Origin of the sequence: Pseudomonas sp. BN102, from assembly GCF_029871245.1 — a bacterium.
In the GTDB taxonomy this organism is placed as follows: Bacteria; Pseudomonadota; Gammaproteobacteria; order Pseudomonadales; family Pseudomonadaceae; genus Metapseudomonas.
Genome location: NZ_SSON01000019.1, coordinates 1 through 20,828 on the forward strand (window position 1 = coordinate 1; position 20,828 = coordinate 20,828).

22 protein-coding genes and 1 pseudogene are annotated in these 20,828 nt (G+C 66.5%); 16 read left to right on the forward strand and 7 right to left on the reverse strand.

The window, feature by feature from the left end; genetic code table 11:
• From E8F12_RS02060 to madM, 8 genes and pseudogenes are all read left to right on the forward strand, one after another.
• Positions 1-94: pseudogene (locus tag E8F12_RS02060) on the forward strand (triphosphoribosyl-dephospho-CoA synthase); the annotation flags it as partial.
• A 2-nt stretch (positions 95-96) separates the two neighbouring features.
• The gene (locus tag E8F12_RS02065) at positions 97-396 is read left to right on the forward strand and encodes a malonate decarboxylase subunit delta (protein ID WP_280323630.1); all 300 of its coding nucleotides are present in this window, start codon (positions 97-99) and stop codon (positions 394-396) included.
• Positions 389-1,243, forward strand: coding sequence for a biotin-independent malonate decarboxylase subunit beta (locus E8F12_RS02070; RefSeq protein ID WP_280323631.1), 855 nt, complete (start codon positions 389-391; stop codon positions 1,241-1,243). The genes E8F12_RS02065 and E8F12_RS02070 overlap by 8 nt, the downstream gene beginning before the upstream one ends.
• Positions 1,240-2,025: a biotin-independent malonate decarboxylase subunit gamma gene (gene mdcE, locus E8F12_RS02075; RefSeq protein WP_280323632.1), complete on the forward strand. Its 786-nt coding sequence runs from the start codon at positions 1,240-1,242 to the stop codon at positions 2,023-2,025. The genes E8F12_RS02070 and mdcE overlap by 4 nt, the downstream gene beginning before the upstream one ends.
• A 176-nt stretch (positions 2,026-2,201) precedes the next feature.
• Positions 2,202-2,819, forward strand: a complete 618-nt coding sequence (locus E8F12_RS02080; protein WP_280323633.1) for a malonate decarboxylase holo-ACP synthase — start codon at positions 2,202-2,204, stop codon at positions 2,817-2,819.
• The gene (mdcH, locus tag E8F12_RS02085) at positions 2,816-3,736 is read left to right on the forward strand and encodes a malonate decarboxylase subunit epsilon (RefSeq protein WP_280323634.1); all 921 of its coding nucleotides are present in this window, start codon (positions 2,816-2,818) and stop codon (positions 3,734-3,736) included. The genes E8F12_RS02080 and mdcH overlap by 4 nt, the downstream gene beginning before the upstream one ends.
• 60 nt (positions 3,737-3,796) lie before the next feature.
• The gene (gene madL, locus E8F12_RS02090; protein ID WP_280323635.1) at positions 3,797-4,213 is read left to right on the forward strand and encodes a malonate transporter subunit MadL; all 417 of its coding nucleotides are present in this window, start codon (positions 3,797-3,799) and stop codon (positions 4,211-4,213) included.
• A gap of 1 nt (position 4,214) precedes the next feature.
• Positions 4,215-4,979: a malonate transporter subunit MadM gene (gene madM, locus E8F12_RS02095; protein ID WP_280323636.1), complete on the forward strand. Its 765-nt coding sequence runs from the start codon at positions 4,215-4,217 to the stop codon at positions 4,977-4,979.
• Between the two features lie 53 nt (positions 4,980-5,032).
• On the opposite strand, the gene E8F12_RS02100 is transcribed toward madM, so the two are convergent.
• Positions 5,033-5,950, reverse strand: a complete 918-nt coding sequence (locus E8F12_RS02100) for a LysR substrate-binding domain-containing protein (protein ID WP_280323637.1) — start codon at positions 5,948-5,950, stop codon at positions 5,033-5,035.
• 202 nt (positions 5,951-6,152) lie between these two features.
• Here E8F12_RS02100 and E8F12_RS02105 point away from each other — a divergent pair, with 202 nt between their 5' ends.
• Both E8F12_RS02105 and E8F12_RS02110 read left to right on the forward strand, forming a co-directional pair.
• Positions 6,153-6,734 (forward strand): alpha/beta hydrolase, encoded by a 582-nt coding sequence (locus tag E8F12_RS02105; RefSeq protein ID WP_280323638.1) that lies wholly within the window; start codon positions 6,153-6,155, stop codon positions 6,732-6,734.
• A 74-nt stretch (positions 6,735-6,808) separates the two neighbouring features.
• A complete protein-coding gene (locus E8F12_RS02110; protein WP_280323639.1) occupies positions 6,809-7,729 on the forward strand; it encodes a sigma-54-dependent transcriptional regulator in 921 nt (306 codons plus the stop codon).
• A gap of 95 nt (positions 7,730-7,824) precedes the next feature.
• On the opposite strand, the gene E8F12_RS02115 is transcribed toward E8F12_RS02110, so the two are convergent.
• From E8F12_RS02115 to E8F12_RS02140, 6 genes are all read right to left on the reverse strand, one after another.
• The gene (locus E8F12_RS02115; RefSeq protein ID WP_280323640.1) at positions 7,825-8,196 is read right to left on the reverse strand and encodes a nuclear transport factor 2 family protein; all 372 of its coding nucleotides are present in this window, start codon (positions 8,194-8,196) and stop codon (positions 7,825-7,827) included.
• A 295-nt stretch (positions 8,197-8,491) separates the two neighbouring features.
• On the reverse strand, positions 8,492-9,682 hold the full coding sequence (locus tag E8F12_RS02120; protein ID WP_280323641.1) for an MFS transporter: 1,191 nt from the start codon (positions 9,680-9,682) through the stop codon (positions 8,492-8,494).
• A gap of 314 nt (positions 9,683-9,996) precedes the next feature.
• Entirely contained in the window at positions 9,997-10,743 is a 747-nt protein-coding gene (tcyN, locus tag E8F12_RS02125) for an L-cystine ABC transporter ATP-binding protein TcyN (RefSeq protein WP_280323642.1), read from the reverse strand.
• Entirely contained in the window at positions 10,743-11,408 is a 666-nt protein-coding gene (tcyL, locus tag E8F12_RS02130) for a cystine ABC transporter permease (RefSeq protein WP_280323660.1), read from the reverse strand. The genes tcyN and tcyL overlap by 1 nt, the downstream gene beginning before the upstream one ends.
• Complete coding sequence (gene tcyJ, locus E8F12_RS02135; RefSeq protein WP_280323643.1) at positions 11,408-12,205, reverse strand: cystine ABC transporter substrate-binding protein; 798 nt, start codon at positions 12,203-12,205, stop codon at positions 11,408-11,410. The genes tcyL and tcyJ overlap by 1 nt, the downstream gene beginning before the upstream one ends.
• Before the next feature lie 252 nt (positions 12,206-12,457).
• Complete coding sequence (locus E8F12_RS02140; RefSeq protein WP_280323644.1) at positions 12,458-13,459, reverse strand: D-cysteine desulfhydrase; 1,002 nt, start codon at positions 13,457-13,459, stop codon at positions 12,458-12,460.
• A gap of 287 nt (positions 13,460-13,746) precedes the next feature.
• Between E8F12_RS02140 and E8F12_RS02145 the strand changes: the two genes are divergently transcribed.
• The 6 genes from E8F12_RS02145 to E8F12_RS02170 all read left to right on the forward strand — a co-directional run bounded on the left by E8F12_RS02145 (position 13,747) and on the right by E8F12_RS02170 (position 20,696).
• The gene (locus E8F12_RS02145) at positions 13,747-14,529 is read left to right on the forward strand and encodes a MetQ/NlpA family ABC transporter substrate-binding protein (protein ID WP_280323645.1); all 783 of its coding nucleotides are present in this window, start codon (positions 13,747-13,749) and stop codon (positions 14,527-14,529) included.
• A 243-nt stretch (positions 14,530-14,772) separates the two neighbouring features.
• The gene (locus tag E8F12_RS02150; protein WP_280323646.1) at positions 14,773-15,963 is read left to right on the forward strand and encodes a PLP-dependent aspartate aminotransferase family protein; all 1,191 of its coding nucleotides are present in this window, start codon (positions 14,773-14,775) and stop codon (positions 15,961-15,963) included.
• A gap of 251 nt (positions 15,964-16,214) precedes the next feature.
• The gene (locus E8F12_RS02155; RefSeq protein ID WP_280323647.1) at positions 16,215-16,964 is read left to right on the forward strand and encodes a GntR family transcriptional regulator; all 750 of its coding nucleotides are present in this window, start codon (positions 16,215-16,217) and stop codon (positions 16,962-16,964) included.
• Entirely contained in the window at positions 16,961-18,688 is a 1,728-nt protein-coding gene (locus E8F12_RS02160; RefSeq protein ID WP_280323648.1) for a fumarate reductase/succinate dehydrogenase flavoprotein subunit, read from the forward strand. The genes E8F12_RS02155 and E8F12_RS02160 overlap by 4 nt, the downstream gene beginning before the upstream one ends.
• 204 nt (positions 18,689-18,892) lie before the next feature.
• Positions 18,893-19,138, forward strand: a complete 246-nt coding sequence (locus E8F12_RS02165) for a ferredoxin family protein (protein WP_280323649.1) — start codon at positions 18,893-18,895, stop codon at positions 19,136-19,138.
• Between the two features lie 151 nt (positions 19,139-19,289).
• Positions 19,290-20,696 carry an ABC transporter substrate-binding protein gene (locus E8F12_RS02170; RefSeq protein WP_280323650.1) on the forward strand — a complete coding sequence of 469 codons (1,407 nt, stop codon included), beginning with the start codon at positions 19,290-19,292 and terminating at the stop codon, positions 20,694-20,696.
• The last annotated feature ends 132 nt before the right edge of the window (positions 20,697-20,828 follow it).

Genomic DNA, 20,828 nt, shown 5'->3' on the forward strand with positions numbered 1-20,828 from the left:
GGATGCCCGCCTGCTGCAACTCAACGCCTCGCCGGGCGGCGCCGCCGACCTGCTGGCGGCCTGCCTGTTCCTCGACAAAGCCGGGAGTCTGTGACCATGGAAACCCTGTCCTTCCAATTCCCCGCCGGCCAGCCGGCCCGGGGCCGTGCCCTGGTGGGCTGCGTCGGCTCCGGCGACCTCGAAGTGCTGCTGGAGCCGGGCGTCGCCGGCACCCTGACGATCCAGGTGCTGACCTCGGTGAACGGCAGCGGCCCGCGCTGGCAGCAGCTGTTCCAGCGCCTGTTCGACGGCCAGTCGCTGCCGGCCCTGAACATCGACATCCACGACTTCGGCGCCACCCCGGGCGTGGTGCGCCTGCGCCTGGAACAAGGTCTCGAGGAGCTTGCCCATGACTGATACCGCACGCCTGCTCGAAGCCCGCAGCTTCGTCGAACTGGGCGCCCGCCAGCGCGCCCGTGAGCTGCTGGATGCCGGCAGCTTCCGTGAACTCATCGGCCCCTTTGACCGGGTCATCTCGCCCTGGCTGCCCCAGCAGGGCATCGTGCCCCAGGCCGACGACGGCGTGGTGGTGGCCAAGGGCAGCATCAACGGCCAGCCGGTGGTGATCGCCGCCATCGAAGGCGCCTTCCAGGGCGGCAGCATGGGCGAAGTGGGTGGCGCCAAGATCGCCGGCGCCCTGGAGCTGGCGGCCCAAGACAACCGCCAGGGCATCCCCACCTGCGCCGTGCTGCTGCTGGAAACCGGCGGTGTGCGCCTGCAGGAGGCCAACCTGGGCCTTGCCGCCATCGCCGAGATCCAGGCGGCCATCGTCGAGCTGCGGAAGTTTCAGCCGGTGATCGGCCTGGTCGCAGGTCCCGTGGGCTGTTTCGGCGGCATGTCCATCGCCGCCGGGCTGTGCAGCCATTTGATCGTCACCCGCGAAGCGCGCCTGGGCCTCAACGGCCCGCAGGTGATCGAGCAGGAAGCCGGCCTCTCGGAGTACGACTCCCGCGACCGCCCCTTCATCTGGAGCCTCACCGGCGGCGAGCAGCGTGCCGCCAGCGGCCTGGTGGACGCCTATGTGGCCGACGATATCGGCGCCATCCGCGAAACCCTGCAGGGCCTGCTGGCCCAGCCGGAGCAAGGCCTGCCGCGCAGCCGCCGGCATGCCTGGTTCCTCGACCGACTGGCGCGGCTCGGAAGCGATTGCGAACAACTGGACGCCGCCGCGGTGCGCGCCCTCTATCAGGGAGAACAGCAATGAGCCGTGGACTGAACTGGCTGCGCGGCCTCGCCGCCGGCGATGAACTGGCTGGTTTTCCGGCTTCAGTGAAGGTGGTGGATGGCGAACTGGGCAACCGCGCCGCGCGTTTCATCGCCGTGGTGCCGGATGCGCAGAACCCCTTCCCCCGCGCTCGCAACGGCGAGGTCGGCCTGCTGGAAGGCTGGGGCCTGGCCAAGGCAGTGGATGAGGCCATCGAAGCCGACCGAGATCTTTCCAGCAAGCGTGTGCTGGTGGCCCTGGTGGACGTACCGAGCCAGGCCTACGGCCGCCGCGAGGAAGCCCTTGGCATCCACCAGGCCCTGGCCGGCGCGGTGGACGCCTATGCCCGCGCCCGCCTCGCCGGGCACCCGGTGATCGGGCTGCTGGTGGGCAAGGCCATGTCCGGCGCCTTCCTCGCCCATGGTTACCAGGCCCAGCGCCTGATCGCCCTGGACGATGCCGGGGTGGTGGTCCACGCCATGGGCAAGGCCGCCGCCGCGCGTATCACCCTGCGCAGCGTGGAAGAGCTGGAAGTGCTCGCCGCCAAGGTGCCGCCCATGGCCTACGACCTGGAGAACTACGCATCCCTTGGGTTGCTTTGGGAGCGGGTTGCGGTAGGCGATGCGCAGCAGCCGAACGAAGCCGATCTCGGCCGGGTGCGCGAGTGTCTGCTGCGGGCGGCGGAGGGTATCGGGGCGAGTACCGACCTGTCCGGGCGGCTGGGTGCGAAGAACCGTGCGGCGTCTTCGCGTGTCAGGGAAATGTTGCGAGCGCAGTGGTAGGCCGTTGGCCCTCTCCCCCTGCCCCTCTCCCGCAAGCGGGCGAGGGGTGACTCTCGCCTTTGAGCTGGAAGTTAGCCGGCTGGCGCGGAGTAAAGCGAAGGCACCGATCAACTCCCCTCTCCCCTCGGGGAGAGGGGCTGGGGGAGAGGGTGAAACTCCACACACAGGAGCCAATCATGAGCACCAACCCAAAACCCCACGACCTGCTCTGGGGCATGACCCCCGACCAGCTCCCTGCCGATGCCCCCACCTGGGCGGCACAGGCGTTGGCCGCCGGCCATCCCGTGGTGGTGCGCCGCGCCGTCTGCGAACCTGGCCTGGTCGCCGTGGGCATCCGTGGCTGCAACCGCGACCAACGCCTCGCGGTGACAATGCCGGTCCATTCCATCCAGCGCCTGCTGAGCCCTGAACAACTGAGCCAGCGCGTCCCCGGCCAATGGCCGGCGCTGCGCGCCCTGGCCGACGTAAAACCGCTGCTGGACGCCACCTGCCTGCCCTGGGGTCCCACCGGCGGCGTCGGCTTCCAGCTGGCCACCGGCATCGCCGTACTGCACGAGGCCAGCGACCTCGACCTGCTCCTGCGCACCCCAATCCCTTTCGGCCGTCAGCAAGCCCGCGAGCTGCTGGCGGCGCTGGCCGATGCCCCGTGCCGTATCGACCTGCAACTGGAAACGCCGAACGGCGCCGTGGCCCTGCGCGAATGGGCCGGCGACTCCCAACGGGTGCTGCTGAAATGCGCGGAGGGCGCGCGCCTTGTGGATAACCCCTGGCTGCCTCTGGAGCGCGCGGCGTGAGCAGCCTATTCGCCTTCCCCGGCCAGGGCGCGCAGCAGGCGGGCATGCTCCACCAGCTGCCGGCCGAATGCGCTGCCTGCCTGGAGGAAGCTGGCGATGCACTGGGCGAAGACGTGCTGGCGCTGGACTCCGCCGAGGCCCTGCAATCCACCCGCGCCGTGCAGCTCTGCCTGCTGGTCGCCGGGGTCGCTTGTGCGCGCCTGCTGCTGCAGCGCAGCCCGGAGCCGGACTATGTGGCGGGCCTGTCCATCGGCGCCTACCCGGCGGCGGTGGTCGCCGGCTCGCTGGACTTCGCCGATGCGGTGCGCCTGGTGTCCCTGCGTGGCGAGCTGATGCAGCGGGCTTATCCACAGGGCTTCGGCATGACCGCGATGATGGGGCTGGATCAAGGCACCGTGGAGCGCTTGCTGACGGAAATCGAAGGCCCGGTGTTTCTCGCCAATATCAACGCCGACAACCAGTTGGTGATCGCCGGCAGCGACGCCGCCATGGCCGCCGTGGCCGAGCGTGCGCGGGCGCTGGGCGTCGGTGCGGCGAAGCGCCTGGCGGTGAGCGTGCCGTCCCATTGCCAATTGCTGGAGGCGCCGGCCCGCCAACTGGCCGCCGCCTTCGCCGAGGTCGAGCTGCGCCGCCCGGCCATCCGCTACCTCAGCGGCAGCAGCGCGCGGCCCATTCATGATCCCGAGCGCCTGCGCGAGGATCTCGCGTTCAACATGTGCCGCGTCATCGACTGGCACGGCACCCTGCGCACCACCTATGAGCGCGGCGTGCGCCTGCACATCGAACTGCCGCCCGGCGCCGTGCTCAGCGGCCTGGCGCGGCGGGTGTTCGACCAGGGCACGGTGGTCTCCTTCCAGGGCGCCCGTCTGGACACGCTGGACGCCTTGCTGCGTCAGGAGGTAAGCCGGAGCCGATAAGCGCTGTGCACTTCGAAGGACAACAACAAGCAACTTCGACCCAACCCGAGGGCAACAACAATGATCGTCTACGGTGTGGCCTTGCTGGCCATCTGCACACTTGCCGGTGTCATCATCGGCGACTTCCTCGGCGTCCTGCTGGGCGTCAAATCCAATGTCGGCGGTGTCGGCATCGCAATGATGCTGCTGATCTTCGCGCGGCTGTACATGCACCGCCACGGCGGCTTGAGCAAGGAATGCGAATTCGGCGTCGGCTTCTGGGGCGCCATGTACATCCCGGTGGTGGTGGCCATGGCCGCGCAGCAGAACGTCGTCACGGCGCTGCACGGCGGTCCGGTTGCGCTGATCGCGGCGGTGGGCTCTGTGCTCCTCTGCGGCGCCACCATCGCCCTGATCAGCCGCACCAACAAGGGTGCGTCGCTGGAAAAGGAGCCCCTTGAACCCGGCGTGAGCGCCGCCCCGGCAGGAGGACGCTGACATGTGGTCGATCATTGAAAAAGCCCTCGAGCACAACGGCCTGGTCACCGCCTTCGCCGTGGTCGGCGGGATCATGTGGGTGTCGGTGCTGATCTCCAGGCACCTGACCTTCGGCCGCGTGCACGGCTCGGCCATCGCCATCGTCATCGGCCTGGTACTGGCCTGGGTCGGCGGCACCCTTACGGGCGGGCAGAAGGGACTGGCCGACCTGGCGCTGTTCTCCGGCATCGGCCTGATGGGCGGCGCGATGCTGCGCGACTTCGCCATCGTCGCCACGGCCTTCGAGGTGCAGGCCAGCGAGGCGCGCAAGGCGGGGATGATAGGCGCGGTATCGCTGCTGCTCGGCACCATCCTGCCGTTCATCGTCGGTGCCTCAGTGGCCTGGGCCTTCGGCTATCGCGATGCGGTGAGCATGACCACCATAGGCGCGGGTGCGGTGACCTACATCGTCGGGCCGGTGACCGGCGCGGCGATCGGCGCCAGCTCCGATGTGATGGCGCTGTCCATCGCCACCGGGCTGATCAAGGCGATTCTGGTGATGGTCTTCACCCCGGTGTCGGCGCGCCTGCTCGGACTCGACAACCCGCGCTCCGCGATGGTCTTCGGCGGCCTGGCCGGCACGGTTTCCGGTGTTACCGCCGGCCTTGCCGCCACCGACCGGCGCCTGGTGCCCTACGGCGCCCTGACCGCCACCTTCCACACCGGCCTCGGCTGCCTGCTCGGACCATCCCTGCTGTACTTCTGCGTGCGCGGCCTGGTGGGCTGAGGCCGTACCCTGCCGCATTCCGCGCCCCGGCTCGCTGCCGGGGCGCTGTCGTTTCAACCCTCGTTGCGCAGGCTGTACATGCGGCACTCGGCGACCAGCGCCAGCAGGTTGGGGTCGCGTTCGCGGGCCTTGAGGAAGACCACGCCTATGTGCTGCTGCAGGCGGTAGCGCGCCTGCAGGCGGATCAGCTTCACCCGATTCTCGTAGACCGCCGCGATGCGCCCCGGCAGCAGGGCATAGCCCACTCCGGAGCTGACCATGCTGAGCAGGGTGAAGATATCGTTCACCTGCATCGCCACCTTCGGTTCGAAGCCGGCCTGCTGGAACACCCGCGCGCCATCGCGGTGGGTGGCGAAGCCCTGGGTCAGGGTGATGAATGTCGAGTCGGCCAGGTCCGCCAGGTCCACTTCGTCCTGGGCGGCGAAGGGCGAGTCGGTGGGCACGGCGAGGAAGATGTCGTCGGAGAACAGCGGCAGCTGCTCGCAGTCCGGGTCGCTGACGCTGTCGTCCAGCGACACCAGGATGGCGTCCAGCTCCAGGTTCTTCAGGCGGTAGAGCAGGTCGACGTTCGAGCCCAGGGTGAGGTCGATGTTCAGCTCGCTGCGCCGCAGCTTGAGGCCCATCACCAGCTGCGGCACCGTCTTCACCGTCAGCGAATAGAGCGCGCCGAGCTTGAAGCGTTCGGCGGAGAAGCCGGCCGCCTCGCGGGTCAGGCGCACCATCTCGACGGCGTCCTGGATCAGCTTCTGCGCCTTCTCTTCCAGCACATAGGCGCTTTCCAGCGGCGTCAGGTTGCGCCCTTCGTGCTTGAACAGCGGGCAGCGCAGCGCACTTTCCAGGGAGTGGATGGCGCGGTGCACGCTGACGTTGCTGGTGTTCAGCTCTGCCGCCGCGCGCGACAGGTTGCCGCTGCGCATGAAGGCGAGAAAGGTCTCCAGCTTCTTCAGGGTCAGTTCTTCGTCGATCTGCATTGGCAAGACGAGTCCTTAGGATGGGTATCGCGTAGCTCGCGGAATGCCGCCCAACCCATCCTACAGGTCAGCCCTCTCTCCGCGGAGATGACCTTTAGTGAATAAGCTAATAATGCATAAGCAAATAAATTCTTATTCCTTAACAGATATATAGCGAGCGCCTAGACTGCCCAGCATCGAACTTCAGCAAGGAGGGCTCGCCATGCGCAGCCAGGCCATTCGCTACCTGATCCTGCCGGGATGGCAGGGCTCTTCCGACGAGCATTGGCAGAGCCACTGGCAACGCAGCCTGCCCAATGCCAGCCGGGTCGAGCAGGTCGACTGGGACAACCCCGACCGCGAATCCTGGGTGGCAGCGCTGGAGCGCGCCATCGATGCCGAGCGCACGCCGGTGATCCTGATCGCCCACAGCCTGGGCTGTGTCACCGTGGCCCATTGGGCTGCGAAGTCCGACCCGGATGTGCTGCGCCGCGTGCGTGGCGCGCTGCTGGTGGCGCCGGCGGACGTGCAGCGCTCCGGCTGCCCGGAGCCGCTTCAGGGCTTCGCGCCCATCCCCCGCGACCTGTTGCCCTTCCCCAGCCTGCTGGTGGGCTCGGACAACGACCATGCCGCCAGCCCCGCGAGAGCGCTGGAGATGGCCCGCGACTGGGGCGCCGAAGCGGCCATCCTCACTGGCGCCGGGCATATCAACGTGAAGTCCGGGCACCACAGTTGGGAGCAGGGCTTTGCCCACCTCTATCGCCTGCAGAGCCGCGTCGAGCAACTGACCCGCCGCCGCGCCTGATCTGATCCAACGCCAATTCAGCAATACGCCGGGGTCCGCTGCTTCGCAGCCTGGGCCCGGCGGGAGATTTCGCCATGAGCAAGGAAAACCCCGGTCAACCGCTGCTGAGCTTCGCCGACGCCGACCGCAGCCCCTTGAGCATTCGCGCCCGCGCGCTGGTGTTCGTCGATGAGCGCTCGCGGCGCCTGCGCGAGGAGGTCGACCAGCTCGCCCCCGGCACACTTCCGGTGCTGATCCAGGGCGAGACCGGTACCGGCAAGGAATTGCTGGCGCGGCAGATCCACCGATCCAGCGACCGCCCCGGCCTGTTCGTTGCGGTGAGCTGCAGCGCGATCAGCAAGACCTACGCCGAGGCCGAGCTGTTCGGCCACGCCGCTGGCGCCCACAGCGGCTCGGCCAGCAGCCGCGCTGGCTGGTTCGGCTCGGCCAACGGCGGGACGCTCTACCTGGATGAGATCGGCGACCTGCCGCTACCCCTGCAGGGCAAGCTGCTGGCAGCCCTGGAAAGCCGCGAGGTGACCCGCGTCGGCGCCCAGCAACCGACACCGGTGGATGTGCGCCTGGTGGCGGCCACCAGCATCGACCTGGCCAAGGCGGTACGCGTGGGTAAGTTCAATGCGCGGCTCTATCAGTACCTGGACGAGGGGCGGGTGGAGTTGCCGCCACTGCGTGAGCGCCCGGACGACATCCTGCCTCTGGCCGAATATTTCCTCGGCATCTACGCCCAGCGCCTGGACCTGCCGCTGCCCCTGATCGGCCCGGCAGCACAAGCCGCGCTGGAGGCCTACCCCTGGCCGGGCAATACCCGCGAACTGGAGAACAGCGTGCACTTCGCCCTGCTGGTCAGCGAGGGCGATGAGATTCAGCCGCAGCACCTGAACCTGCCGCCTCTGCCGGGCTATGCCCAGCTCGCCGTGCAACTGCGCCGGCTGGCGGCCAATGACGAGGAACGTGACCACCTGCGCCAGCTGTTCGCCGAGGTGCTGGCGGGATAAGGCACAGGGCGGCATGCCTAATTTTGTAGGAGCGAGTTTGTTCGCGAATGACGAGGCACCGCTTTCGCGAGCAAGCTCGCTCCTACGATCAAAGCCTAACCGTGGACATAGTAGAGCTTGTTGATGATGGTCCAGCGGCCGTCGATCTTCAGCAGCGACAAGTAGTCGGTGAAGCGCAGGCCGGCGAAGTCGTCCACCACCTTCAGCGAGGCGGCATCGCCGGTGACATCGATGTAGCCGATATCCAAGTACGGCTGGGTATCGGCCGCGGCGGGGCCTGCCTGGTTGATCTCGCCGATGAAGTCATCCAGGGACATCCATTCGAGCGAGCCCTGGAAGTGCCCGATGATCTTGCATTCGGGGTGGAAGGCCTGGCGCAACGCCATTTCGTCGGCCGCCAGCATGCCTTGGACATAGCGGCGGACGACCTGGCCGATGGCGTCCTTTTCGGTTTCCTCAGTTGTCATTTCATGCGCTCCAGCACGGCGGGGCTCCTGCCCGGGCGCCCGCACGGAATTGGATAGGCAACCCCTCCTGGGGCTGGCCAATGCGAAAGGCTAGCCGCCCGTGGCGGGGGCGAACGATCGATTCCACATAAGGGGCACGGCGCTAAGCGCCGATGCACAGGGCAGGAGTAGGTTGGCACGGAGCAAGTAGGTTGGTGCTGAGCTTGCGAAGCCCAACAATCGCCACTCAGTGACACACGTTGGGCTTCGCTGTGCTCTGCACCAACCTACGAGACAGCGGCGTTTGCAGCATACCTCAGTGAATCTGCCCGGCTTCCTTCAGGCGCTCGCGTACGGCGCGCAGGCGCGGCAGCGGCAGGCAGACGAGGATGGTCAGCGCGAGCACGCCCACCCCCATCAGCGGCAGGTTGGCCAGGCCCATACTGGTACTCAGCCACAGACCGCCGACGAAGGCGCCGCTGGCATTGCCCAGGTTGAAGGCCGCATGGCTGAGGGTGGCGGCGAGACTCGCCGATTCACCGGCCTGCTCCACCAGCAGCAGTTGCAGCGGCGAAGAGATGGCGAAGCTGGCGACACCCCAGAGGAACAGGCAGGCCAGGGCCAGCGCGGGAATCTGCGCGAAGACGAACAATCCCAGCAGGCACAGCACGCTCACCCCGAAGGCCAGCGGCAAGGCATGGCGGAAGCCGCGATCGGCCAGGCGTCCGCCCAGCAGGTTGCCGACCGTCAGGCCGATGCCGAACAGCAGCAGGGCGAAGTTGGCGTGCTCCTTACTGAAGCCGGAAACGTCGCGCAGTAGCGGGCTGATGTAGGTGAAGACGCCGAACAGCGCCACCGAGGACAGGCTGCAGACGAACAGCGCATGCAACACCGGGCGCCGCAGTATGCCGTCCCAGGCGCCGCTGGCGCTGGGCAACGGTTTCGCCGTGGCCGGCAACCAGAGGGCCTGGGCGAGCAGGGTGAGGAAGCCGAGGCCGGCCACCACCATGAAGGTCACCCGCCAGCTGGTGGCCTGGCCGAGCCAGGCGCCCAGGGGCACGCCGAGCACGTTGGCGATGGTCAGGCCGCTGAGCACCAGGGCCATGGCCGAGGCGCGCCGGTGTGGCGGCGCCAGCTCCGCGGCAAGCAGGGTGGCGCAGCCGAAGAAGCCGGCATGGCTGAAGGCGGTGAGCATGCGCATGGCCAGCAACCACTCGTAGTCCGGCGCCAGGGCGCAGCCGAGGTTGCCCAGGGCATAGGCGCCCATCAGCCAGAGCAGCGCCTGGCGCCGCGGCAGGCGGCCGAGCAGCGGGCCCAGCAGCGGGGCGCCGATCACCACGCCCATGGCATAGGCGCTGACCAGCAGCCCGGCATCAGCGAGGCTGACCTGGAGGTCGGCGGCGACTTCGGGCAAGAGGCCCATGATGATGAATTCGCTGCTGCCGACGACGAAGCCGCCAAGGGCCAGCGCCAGCAAGGGCAGGGAGAGGAGGGTGCTCGGGTTCATGCGGGTTCCGGTGGCGGGGCTTTCTTGCGAGGGGCGCGGATTCTACGCCGATTTCCTTGCACGGGGCTTCCCGGATGGCGCTGCCGGTGGTGATAGACACTGTGGGGGCGAATTCATTCGCGATGCAGACCGCAGGTCTGCCCCTGGGAACGCCAAGGGGGCAGCTGTGCTGCCCTTAGCGAATGAATTCGCCCCCACAAGGAAAGGCTGGACGGAGCGTAGGGTGGACCACGCTCCATCGGTCCACCGTTCGTGGTCCGGCCTGGCTGCGATGGTGGATGGAAAAGCGCCATCCACCCTACAGTCGAGCCCCGTCAGCCTTGCAGGAACTTGCTGAGGAACTGCCGGGTGCGCTCTTCCTTCGGCGCGCTGAACAGGGCCTTGGCGTCGCCCTGTTCGACGATCACGCCCTTGTCGATGAAGATCGCGCGGTTGGCCACGTCGCGGGCGAAGCTCATCTCGTGGGTGACGATCACCATGGTGCGCTTTTCCTCGGCCAGGCCGCGGATGGTGGCGAGTACTTCGCCCACCAGTTCCGGGTCCAGCGCGGAGGTCGGCTCGTCGAAGAGAATCACGTCGGGCTCCATGGCCAGGGCGCGGGCGATGGCCACGCGCTGTTGTTGGCCGCCGGAGAGGCGCTTGGGGTAGGCGTCTTCCTTGCCCGCCAGGCCGACCTTGGCCAGCAGCTTGCGGGCGCGCTCGACGGCCTGCTCGCGGGGCTGCTTCTTCACCACCACCGGGCCTTCGATGACGTTCTCCAGCGCGGTGCGGTGGGGGAACAGGTTGAAGTTCTGGAAGACGAAGCCGACGTGCTGGCGCAGCTTGCGGATCAGCCCTTGCTGGTGCTTCAGCGGCTTGCTGGCGTCGATCTCGATCTCGCCGACCTTGATCAGGCCGCCGCTGGGTTCCTCCAGCAGGTTGAGGCAGCGCAGCAGGGTGGTCTTGCCCGAGCCGCTGGGGCCAATGATGGCCACCACTTCGCCCGGCGCTATGGTCAGGTCGATGCCCTTGAGCACCTCCTGGCCCTTGAAGGCTTTGGTCAGGTTACGGACGGTGATCATCAGCTGTCCTGCTCATGCTGGTTGACCCGCGCCTCGAGGCGACCCTGGAAGTGCGACAGCACGGTGGCCAGCACCCAGTAGATCAGCGCGGCGGCCAGGTACATGGTGAAAATCTCGAAAGTGCGCGCGGTGATCAGCTGCGCCTGGCGGAACAGTTCCGGCACCTGGATGGTGGCGGCCAGGGCAGTGTCCTTGACCAGCGAGATGAAGCTGTTGCCGAGCGGCGGCAAGGCGGTGCGCGCGGCCTGCGGGAGGATGGCGCGGACCAGCGTCTGGGTGCGGCTCATGCCGATGCTGGCGGCGGCTTCCCACTGGCCACGGTCGATGGAGGCGATCGCGGCGCGGAGGATTTCGGAGGTGTAGGCCGCCATGTTCAGCGAGAAGCCGATCAGCGCCGCGGGCAGCGGTTCGAGCTGGATGCCCAGCTGCGGCAGGCCGTAATAGATCATGAACAGCTGCACCAGCAGCGGGGTGCCACGGAAAAACGACACGTAGATCCGCGACAACCACTGCAAGGCGGTGAAACCGTAGAGGCGCATCAGGGCGAGGATGAAGCCCAGCAGCAGGCCGAAGAACATGCCGCCGAGGCTCAGTACCACCGTAAACACCGCGCCCTTCAACAGGAAGGGCGCGGAATCCAGCGCAAGTTGCAGGCTGGTTTCGATCATTGGGTCACGTCAGCCTTGAACCATTTCTCGGAGAGTTGTTTCAGGGTGCCATCGGCCTTCAGCTTGGCCAGGGCCTTGTCGATGGCGGCGAGCAGCTCGGGGTTGCCCTTGCGCAGGGCGATGCCCGCTTCCTGGCGGGAGAAGGGCTCGCCGGTCACGGCCAGCTTGCCGCCGGTTTTCTCGACCATCTCGAAGGCGGCCAGGCGGTCGACCAGGATGGCGTCGATGCGGCCGACGTTGAGGTCCTGGAACTTGGTGGGGTCGTCGTCGTAGGTGCGGATGTCGGCCTGCGGGACGTTTTCCTTCAGCCACTGCTCGTAGTTGGTGCCCAGGCCCACGCCGACCTTCTTGCCGGCCAGGTCGGCTGCAGTCTTGATGTCGCCTTCGGTGCCCTTGCGCACCAGCGCCTGGATGCCGGAGACGGTGTAGGGGGTGGAGAAGTCGTACTTCTTCTTGCGCTCGTCGGAGATGGTCACCTGGTTGATCACCACGTCCAGGCGCTTGGACTCCAGCGCGGCGAGGATGCCGTCCCACTTGGTCGGCTGGAACTCGGCCTTGACGCCCAGCTCCTTGGCCAGGGCCTCGGCCAGCTCGACCTCGAAGCCGGTCAGCTTGCCGTTCTCGTCCTGGTAGTTGAAGGGCGGGTAGGTGCCTTCCAGGCCCACCTTGATGGCGCCCTTCTGCTGGATGTCCTGGAGCAGGTCGGCGGCGGAGCTGGTGCCGACGAAGCCGGCGCCGAGCACCAGGCTCAGGCTGCCGAGGATGAACTGGCGACGCAGGGTTGCGAATGTCATATGGGCCTCACGGAGCAGTTGGCGAAAAGTGTGGCAACTCTAGGGATTTGGTTATATGCAATAAAATAATTAAAAATTATCTATTGCTTCAAATATGGAATAACTCATTCTTCCGAATCTGCTCAGGGTCCGCGAGCTAGAGAAGAACAAGGCGAAAATGGCTGAGGAAGCGGAGTTTACGAGCTGTAAATGAGCATTCCGAAGCCATTTTCAACGCAGTTATTCCGAAGCGCAGCCGACCATGAGCAGATTCTAGGTACCCGCTGGATGATAGGCGAAGAGCGCCGGTGAGCCACCGGTGTGCAGGAAGAGTACCGGGCCGTTGCCGGCGAAGGCGCCTGTGGCGATGCCATCGAGCAGGCCGGCGAAGGCCTTGCCGGTGTAGACCGGGTCCAGCAGCAGGCCTTCATGGCTGGCCAGCAGGCGCAGCGCTTCCAGGGTGCCGGCATTCGGCTCGCCGTAGCGCGGGGCGAAGTATTGGTCCCAGAGCTCCACCTTGAGCCCGGCGGGCAGGGCGACGCCGAGGAGGTCGGCGGTGCGTTGCAGCAGGCCTTCGACCTTGGGCCGCTGGGTGGCGTCCGGGCGCGAGACGGTCACGCCCACCACCCGTGTGCCCGGCAGCGCGTGTTCCAGTGCCAGGGCCAGGCCTGAGTGGGTGCCGGCACTACCCGAGGCCAGCACCACGGCGGCGAAGGCCTCGCCACTGGCCTTGTTGATCTGCTCGGCCAGTTCCAGGCCGGCGCGTACGTAACCCAGGGCGCCGAGGGCGTTGGAGCCGCCTATGGGCACCAGGTAAGGGCGCTTGCCGGCGGCGCGCAGGCGTTCACCGGTGGCGGCCAGCAGCTCATCGGCGTTGTCCAGGTTGGCCACCAGCTCCACCTCCGCGCCGAACAGGTCCAGCAGCAGGCGGTTGCCGTTTTGCAGGTAGTTGCGATCTGCAGTGCCGATGGGGTTCTCCAGCAGGGCCACGCAGGCCAGGCCGAGGCGTGCGGCGAGGGCGGCCGTCTGGCGTACGTGGTTGGACTGGATGGCACCGGCGGTGACCAGGGTATCGGCGCCCTGGGCCAGGGCATCGGCGGCAAGGAATTCGAGCTTGCGCACCTTGTTGCCGCCGAGGGCGAAGGGGGTGATGTCGTCGCGCTTCACAAAGACGGCGCGGCCCAGCTTCTGCGACAGCCGCTCCAGCTTTTCCAGCGGAGTGGGCGAGGGGACCAGTTCCAGGCGGGGGAATCGGGCGAGGGCAGCGTTGAGCATGGTGGCGGCTCGGTGGGCAGTTGCGAAGCCTGCCACTCTAGTGAGCCGTGGCGTCGCAGGCAATTCTCAGAGGCGACATGAAAGTACCGGGCAGTCAGGATGTGAGCGCTATCACGCGCAGGAGTGCTTATATTTGATATGGAATATAAAAATAAGAAATCGGTATTTTGTGGTTATAAAAAATATCCGTAGTGTCGCTCCCAACCCGGCATACCCAGACCGGGGCATCCCGACACCCGCTCGCGGTTGAAGATCCAGCCGGAGCCGCAGAATCGAAAAGGACCATCATGAAGAAGACCCTGCTGTTGACCGCCCTGGCCGCTGCCCTGTCCGCCACCTTCGCCCAGGCCGGCGAGAAGCTCATCGTCGCCGCCACCCCGGTACCCCACGCGGAAATCCTCGATCTGATCAAACCCCAGCTGGCCAAGGAAGGGGTGGACCTCGAAGTGAAGGTCTTCATCGACTACGTGCAGCCAAACCTGCAGGTGGACCAGAAGCACCTGGACGCCAACTACTTCCAGACCAAGCCCTACCTGGACAACTTCAACAGCGGCAAGGGCACCCACCTGGTGATAGTCCAGGGCGTGCACGTCGAACCCTTCGGCGGTTACTCCAGCAAATACAAGTCGCTCAAGGAGCTGCCGGATGGCGCCACCATCGCCATCCCCAATGAGGGCAGCAACAGCGGTCGCGCCCTGATCCTGCTGCAGAAGGCCGGGCTGTTGACGCTGAAGGACCCGAAGAACGCCCTGGCGACCCCCAAGGACATCGCCGAGAATCCGCACCACTTCAAGTTCAAGGAACTGGAAGCGGCCCTGCTGCCGCGCGTGCTGGACCAGGTCGACCTGGCCCTGATCAACACCAACTACGCGCTGGAAGCCAAGCTGAACCCGTCCAGGGACGCCCTGGTGCTGGAAGACCGCACCTCGCCCTACGTGAACTACCTGGTGGCCCGTCCCGACAACAAGGACAGCGACGCCATCAGGAAACTCTCCGCCGCGCTGACCAGCCCGGAAGTGAAGACCTTCATCGAGCAGAAGTACTCCGGCGCGATAGTCCCGGCGTTCTGATCACCTGCTAGCCACGGTGGTGTGGGCAAACCGCCACACCTCTCCTCACGCCGACGAGTCTGTACTATCGTCGGCGTTCTTTTTTCTGGTGGCACTCGTCGCGTGCGGAACCTTGTGGGGGCGAATTCATTCGCTATGGACCGCGCAGCGGTCCCCAACCAGGTAAGGCAGTCCTGCGGACTGCTCAGCGAATGAATTCGCCCCCACAGATGCATGCGCCCACCTGCTTACCCGGAGCCCACCATGCCCGAATCCAAACCCGGCATTTCTACCCGTTCCGTGCACAGCGGCAACGACGTCGACCAGAAGATGGTCACCCGGCCCAAGAGCCTGCCCATCTACGAATCCTCGGTGTTCGTCTACGACTCCCTGGAGCAGGTGGATGACTTCCTTGCCGGCAACCCCGACAACTACATGTACACCCGCATCGGCAACCCCAACCACGCGGCGATGGAGGCCCTGGTGCGCGACCTGGAAGGCGGCGAGGCGGCGCTGTTCTCCGCCTCCGGCATGGCCTCGGTCAGCGCGGCGCTGCTTGGCCGCCTGAGCGCCGGCGACCACCTGATCGCCAGCCGCGAGCTGTATGGCACCACCCAGAGCCTGATCGAGAAGGAACTGGCGCGCTTCGGCATCAGCGCCACCCTGGTGGAGTTCAATGACCTGGTGGCGGTGGAAGCGGCCATCACCCCGGCCACCAGGATCATCTACACCGAAACCGCCTCCAACCCGCTGGTGCGGGTCAGCGACGTGCCGGCCCTGGCCAGGCTGGCCAAGGCCCGTGGCCTCAAGCTGCTGGTGGACAACACCTTCCTCTCGCCAGCGCTCTACAACCCGCTGGCCGATGGCGCCGACCTGGTGCTGCACAGCACCACCAAGTACCTCAACGGCCACAGCGATGCCACCGGCGGCATCCTCGTCGGTGATGGCGAGTGGATCGCCCAGGCGCGTCGCTTCCAGATCAACGCCGGCGGCAGTGCCAGCCCCTTCGAGGCCTGGCTGACCTTCCGCGGCGCCAAGACCCTGTCCCTGCGCATGAAGGCCCACTCGGCCAATGCCCAAGCCCTGGCCGAGGCGCTGGAAGGCCACCCGACGGTGGCGCGCGTGTTCTACCCCGGCCTGCCGTCGCATCCGGACCACGCCCTGGCCCGGCGGCTGTTCCCCAAGGGCGCCTCGGGCATGCTCAGCTTCACCCTGCACGGCGGCCTTGCGGAGGTGGACAAACTGATCCGTGCCCTGCGCAACACCGCCTTCGCACCGTCCCTGGCAGGCGTTGCCAGCAGCATCACCCACCCCGGCAAGACCTCCCATCGCGCCCTCTCGGCGCAGGCCCTGGCAGAACTGGATATCCACGACGGCACCATTCGCGTGTCGGTGGGGATCGAGGATGCGGACGACATCGTCGCGGACTTCCAGCAGGCGCTGGATCAGGTCTGACCCGGTCCGCAGGGCGGCTCTTCCTGTAGGGGCGAATTCATTCGCCAAGGGCAGCGCAGCTACCCCATCGGGCTGAGGGCAGACCTTCGGCCTGCTTGGCGAATGAATTCGCCCCTACATTCCTGAGTTCGCCTCCGCCGCTTTCTTCACCATAACCTTATTCAATAATGGTATTTCACCAGCGTTTCTTATGTCCGTTAACCTCTGGTCACAACTTGTTATAACAAGTAACGGATCACGAGAAGAACCACATGGCCGAACTACTTCCCCTCTCCCCAGTACCGCTCTACAGCCAGCTCAAGGAGCTGCTGCGCGGGCGCATCCTCGACGGGACCTATCCGCCCCACAGCCGCATGCCCTCGGAAAGTGAGCTGGGCAAGGCCTTCGATGTCAGCCGCATCACCGTGCGCCAGGCGCTGGGCGACCTGCAGAAGGAAGGGCTGATCTTCAAGATCCACGGCAAGGGCACCTTCGTCGCCAAGCCCAAGGCCTTTCAGAACGTCAGCACCCTGCAGGGGCTGGCCGAGTCCATGACCCAGATGGGCTACGAAGTGCTCAACCGTCTGCGCAGCTTTCGCCATGTGCCGGCCAGCGCTCTGGTGGCGGCGCGCCTGCAACTGGAGGAGGGCAGCCCGGTGACCGAAATCCGCCGCGTGCGCCTGATCAACCGCGAGCCGGTGTCCCTGGAAATCACCTGGTTGCCGAAGGCCGTGGGCGAGAAGCTGGAGAAGGCCGACCTCGCCACCCGCGACATCTTCCTGATCCTCGAGAACGACTGCGGCATTCCGCTGGGCCATGCCGACCTGGCCATTGACGCCGTGCTCGCCGACGGCGATCTGACCCAGGCGCTGGAGGTGGAGGAGGGCGCGCCGATCATGCGCATCGAGCGCCTGACCCACGCCGCCGACGGCACGCCGCTGGACTTCGAACACCTCTACTACCGCGGCGATGCCTTCCAGTACCGCCTGCGCATCGACCGTCAGAAGGGGCACCAGGCATGAGCACCCGCGAACAGGATTACGACATCGTCGTCATCGGCGGCGGCACCGCCGGCCCCATGGCCGCGATCAAGGCAAAGGAGAAGAACCGCGAGCTGCGCGTGCTGGTGCTGGACAAGGCCAACGTCAAGCGTAGCGGCGCCATCAGCATGGGCATGGATGGGCTGAACAACGCCATCATTCCCGGCCACGCGACGCCTGAGCAGTACACCAAGGAAATCACCATCGCCAACGACGGCATCGTCAACCAGGCCGCCGTGTACGCCTACGCCACCCACAGCTACGAGACGATCGAGCAACTGGACCGCTGGGGCGTGAAGTTCGAGAGGGACGAGACCGGCGACTACGCGGTGAAGAAGGTCCACCACATGGGCGCCTACGTGCTGCCCATGCCCGAAGGCCACGACATCAAGAAGGTGCTTTACCGCCAGCTCAAGCGCGCGCGGGTGGAGATCAGCAACCGCATGGTGTGCACCCGCCTGCTGCTGGATGGCGAGGGTGCGGCTAGCGGGGTGATGGGCTTTGACTGCCGCAGCGGCGAGTTCCGGGTGATCCGCGCCAAGGCGGTGATTCTCGCCTGCGGCGCCGCCGGACGCCTCGGCCTGCCGTCCTCCGGCTACCTGATGGGCACCTACGAGAACCCCACCAACGCCGGCGACGGCTACGCCATGGCCTACCACGCCGGAGCGGAGCTGGCGAATCTGGAGTGCTTCCAGATCAACCCGCTGATCAAGGACTACAACGGCCCGGCCTGCGCCTACGTCACCGGCCCCCTGGGTGGCTACACCGCCAACAGCAAGGGCGAGCGCTTCATCGAGTGCGACTACTGGAGCGGCCAGATGATGTGGGAGTTCCACCAGGAGCTGGAGGGCGGCAACGGCCCGGTGTTCCTCAAGCTCGACCACCTGGCCGAGGAGACCATCCAGACCATCGAGGAAATCCTGCACAGCAACGAGCGTCCCAGCCGTGGCCAGTTCCACGCCAACCGCGGCACCGACTACCGCCAGGAGATGGTCGAGATGCATATCTCCGAGATCGGCTTCTGCTCGGGCCATTCGGCTTCGGGCGTGTGGGTCAACGAGAAGGCGGAAACCAGCGTGAAAGGCCTCTATGCCGCCGGTGATATGGCCGCGGTGCCGCACAACTACATGCTCGGTGCCTTCACCTATGGCTGGTTCGCCGGCAGCAACGCCGCGGACTACGTGGTCGGCCGCGACTTCGCCGAGATCGATAGCGAACAGGTGGAGCGCGAGCGGACGCGGGTCTTCGCACCGCTCGAACGTGAGCACGGCCTGCCGCCGGCGCAGGTGGAATACAAGCTGCGGCGCATGGTCAACGACTACCTGCAGCCGCCCAAAGTGACCAGGAAGATGGAAATCGGCCTCGCCCGCTTCGCCGAGATCGAACGGGACCTGGCGCAGATGAAGGCGAGCAATCCCCACGAGCTGATGCGTGCCATGGAAGTGGCGGTGATCCGCGACTGCGCCGAAATGGCCGCACGCGCCTCGCTGTTCCGCGCCGAAAGCCGCTGGGGCCTGTACCACCACCGGGTCGACCATCCCGAGCGCAACGACGCCGAGTGGTTCTGCCACTGCCACCTGAAGAAGGGCGAGGACGGCCGCATGACCAGCTTCAGGAAGCCGGTGGAGCCCTACCTGATCCCGTTGGACGCCGAGGAACAGCAGGCCTACGACCGCCTGCGCGTGAAGACCGAAGCCGCCGCGTGAGCGGGGACGCCTCGTAGGTTGGCGCAGCGCGAAGCGAAGCCCAACAAGGAGCGCGTAGCGCTCCCCTGCGGTCTGCCGGAATAACCCCGTGCCGGCTCCGCGAGCCGGATGTTGGGCTTCGCAGGCTCAGCACCAACCTACGGCGAGGCTCGCCGGATACGACGCAACATAACGCGAGAGCCCCAGGCTCCAAGGATTCGTGAAATGGCCTATCAACCCCAGGACATCTTCTTCCGCAGCAGCGCGCCGGTGACCATCGACGAAGACAAGTGCATCGCCCACAAGGGCTGTACCGTCTGCGTCGAGGTCTGCCCCATGGACCTGCTGGCGATCAACCCAGCCACCCAGAAGGCCTACATGGCCTTCGACGAATGCTGGTATTGCATGCCCTGCGAGAAGGACTGCCCGACCGGCGCGGTGAAGGTGGAGATTCCTTACCTGCTGCGCTGATTCATTCCACCCCTCTCCCACACGTGAGAGAGGGGGTAAATGCCGCCATCCGGCCAACCCCCGGACGCCTTACCTGAAAGCCCCTCGTTTCCCACCACCCAGCCCTGTGGCGGAGACGATTCCAACACTCATGATTCGAGGGGAATAACCCATGCGTCTTCGTGCAACCATCGCTGGCCTCGCGCTGGCCGTTTCCACCGCGTCCGCTTCGGCCGAGACCATCCGCATCGCCATCGGCACCCAGGACACCACCATCAACTGCGCCACCGGCGGCCTGCTCATCCGCGAACTGGGCCTGCTGGACAAGTACCTGCCGCACGACGGCAAGTACCAGGACGCCGACTACCAGGTGGAGTGGAAGAACTTCACCAGCGGCGCGCCGCTGACCAACGAGATGGTCGCCGGCAAGCTGGACTTCGGCGCCATGGCCGACTTCCCCGGCTCCTTCAACGGCGTCGCCCACCTGGATGCCGGCAAGCGCAGCCTGTTCATCAGCGTGCTGTCCGGCAGCACCCGGGGCAGCGGCAACGGCATCGTGGTGCCGGCGTCGTCCAGCGTGCAGTCACTGGCCGAACTCAAGGGCAAGACCATCTCCGTGCCCTTCGCTTCCACCGCCCACGGCATGCTCCTGCGCGCCATCGCCGCGCAAGGCTGGGACCCGCAGAAGGACGTGCGGATCATCGCCCAGCCGCCGGAGATCGCCGGCTCCGCCCTGCGCAGCAACCGTATCGAGGCCCACGCCGACTTCGTGCCCTTCGCCGAGCTGTTCCCCAGCCGTGGCTTCGCGCGGAAGATCTATGACGGCTCCCAGGCCGAGGCGCCCACCTTCCACGGCGCACTGGTGGATGCGGCCTATGCGAAGCAGTACCCGGAGATCGTCACTGCCTACCTGCGCGCCAGCCTGGAGGCCGATCGCCTGCTCGCCGAATCGCCGGAGAAGTACAGCGAGCTGATCGAGAAGGTCACCGGCATCGAGGCCGAGGTGAACTACCTGTTCCACGGCCCCCTCGGCCTGCAGACCCGCGACCTGACCTGGAAGCCCGAGTACCGCAAGGCGGTGGCCACCTCCATCGATACCCTGAAACTGCTGAAGAAGACCGATCGCGGCCTGGACACTGACCAGTTCATCGACGACCAGTACATCCGCGCCGCCTTCAAGGCGGCCGGCCAGGACTACGACAAGGCGCTGAATAAATACGCCCAGCTGCCGCTGAAAGCCAACGACGCGCTGACCGGCAAACCGATCAGCGACTTCAAGCGTCTGGCGCAGATCTGGGTGCGCGGCGAAGACAAGGTGCGCCACTACGCCTCGCCCGAGGCCGCGCTGACCGCCCTGGCCCAGCTGGAGCAGGAGGGCAAGGACATCCGCGCCATCTACGCCCAGGCCGCTGACAGCGGCATCAAGCTGCTGGCCAACCAGGCCTGGTATGTGCGGGGCGACGAGGGTGAGCTGAGAGCCTTCCTGCTCAAGGACCAGGCTGAGGCCTATGCCCAGCAGCATGGCGGCACCGCGCTGGATTTCGTCAGCGCCAACCAGAAGCTGGTGGCCCAGCGCTAAGCGTCCGTAGCCCTCTCCCCCGGCCCCTCTCCCGCACGCGGGCGAGGGGTGACTCGCGCCGGACATACCGTGCCAGGTGCGCACCCTCTCCCCTTGGGGAGAGGGCTGGGGAGAGGGGGCTGCCAGGAGAAG

Excerpts from the sequence above, each read along its gene's own strand:
- E8F12_RS02065 (WP_280323630.1), top strand. The coding sequence starts at position 97 with ATGGAAACCCTGTCCTTCCAATTCCCCGCCGGCCAGCCGGCCCGGGGC.
- E8F12_RS02070 (WP_280323631.1), top strand. The coding sequence starts at position 389 with ATGACTGATACCGCACGCCTGCTCGAAGCCCGCAGCTTCGTCGAACTG.
- mdcE (WP_280323632.1), top strand. The coding sequence starts at position 1,240 with ATGAGCCGTGGACTGAACTGGCTGCGCGGCCTCGCCGCCGGCGATGAA.
- E8F12_RS02080 (WP_280323633.1), top strand. The coding sequence starts at position 2,202 with ATGAGCACCAACCCAAAACCCCACGACCTGCTCTGGGGCATGACCCCC.
- madL (WP_280323635.1), top strand. The coding sequence starts at position 3,797 with ATGATCGTCTACGGTGTGGCCTTGCTGGCCATCTGCACACTTGCCGGT.
- madM (WP_280323636.1), top strand. The coding sequence starts at position 4,215 with ATGTGGTCGATCATTGAAAAAGCCCTCGAGCACAACGGCCTGGTCACC.
- E8F12_RS02100 (WP_280323637.1), bottom strand. The coding sequence starts at position 5,950 with ATGCAGATCGACGAAGAACTGACCCTGAAGAAGCTGGAGACCTTTCTC.
- E8F12_RS02105 (WP_280323638.1), top strand. The coding sequence starts at position 6,153 with ATGCGCAGCCAGGCCATTCGCTACCTGATCCTGCCGGGATGGCAGGGC.
- E8F12_RS02110 (WP_280323639.1), top strand. The coding sequence starts at position 6,809 with ATGAGCAAGGAAAACCCCGGTCAACCGCTGCTGAGCTTCGCCGACGCC.
- E8F12_RS02115 (WP_280323640.1), bottom strand. The coding sequence starts at position 8,196 with ATGACAACTGAGGAAACCGAAAAGGACGCCATCGGCCAGGTCGTCCGC.
- E8F12_RS02120 (WP_280323641.1), bottom strand. The coding sequence starts at position 9,682 with ATGAACCCGAGCACCCTCCTCTCCCTGCCCTTGCTGGCGCTGGCCCTT.
- tcyN (WP_280323642.1), bottom strand. The coding sequence starts at position 10,743 with ATGATCACCGTCCGTAACCTGACCAAAGCCTTCAAGGGCCAGGAGGTG.
- tcyJ (WP_280323643.1), bottom strand. The coding sequence starts at position 12,205 with ATGACATTCGCAACCCTGCGTCGCCAGTTCATCCTCGGCAGCCTGAGC.
- E8F12_RS02140 (WP_280323644.1), bottom strand. The coding sequence starts at position 13,459 with ATGCTCAACGCTGCCCTCGCCCGATTCCCCCGCCTGGAACTGGTCCCC.
- E8F12_RS02145 (WP_280323645.1), top strand. The coding sequence starts at position 13,747 with ATGAAGAAGACCCTGCTGTTGACCGCCCTGGCCGCTGCCCTGTCCGCC.
- E8F12_RS02150 (WP_280323646.1), top strand. The coding sequence starts at position 14,773 with ATGCCCGAATCCAAACCCGGCATTTCTACCCGTTCCGTGCACAGCGGC.
- E8F12_RS02155 (WP_280323647.1), top strand. The coding sequence starts at position 16,215 with ATGGCCGAACTACTTCCCCTCTCCCCAGTACCGCTCTACAGCCAGCTC.
- E8F12_RS02160 (WP_280323648.1), top strand. The coding sequence starts at position 16,961 with ATGAGCACCCGCGAACAGGATTACGACATCGTCGTCATCGGCGGCGGC.
- E8F12_RS02165 (WP_280323649.1), top strand. The coding sequence starts at position 18,893 with ATGGCCTATCAACCCCAGGACATCTTCTTCCGCAGCAGCGCGCCGGTG.
- E8F12_RS02170 (WP_280323650.1), top strand. The coding sequence starts at position 19,290 with ATGCGTCTTCGTGCAACCATCGCTGGCCTCGCGCTGGCCGTTTCCACC.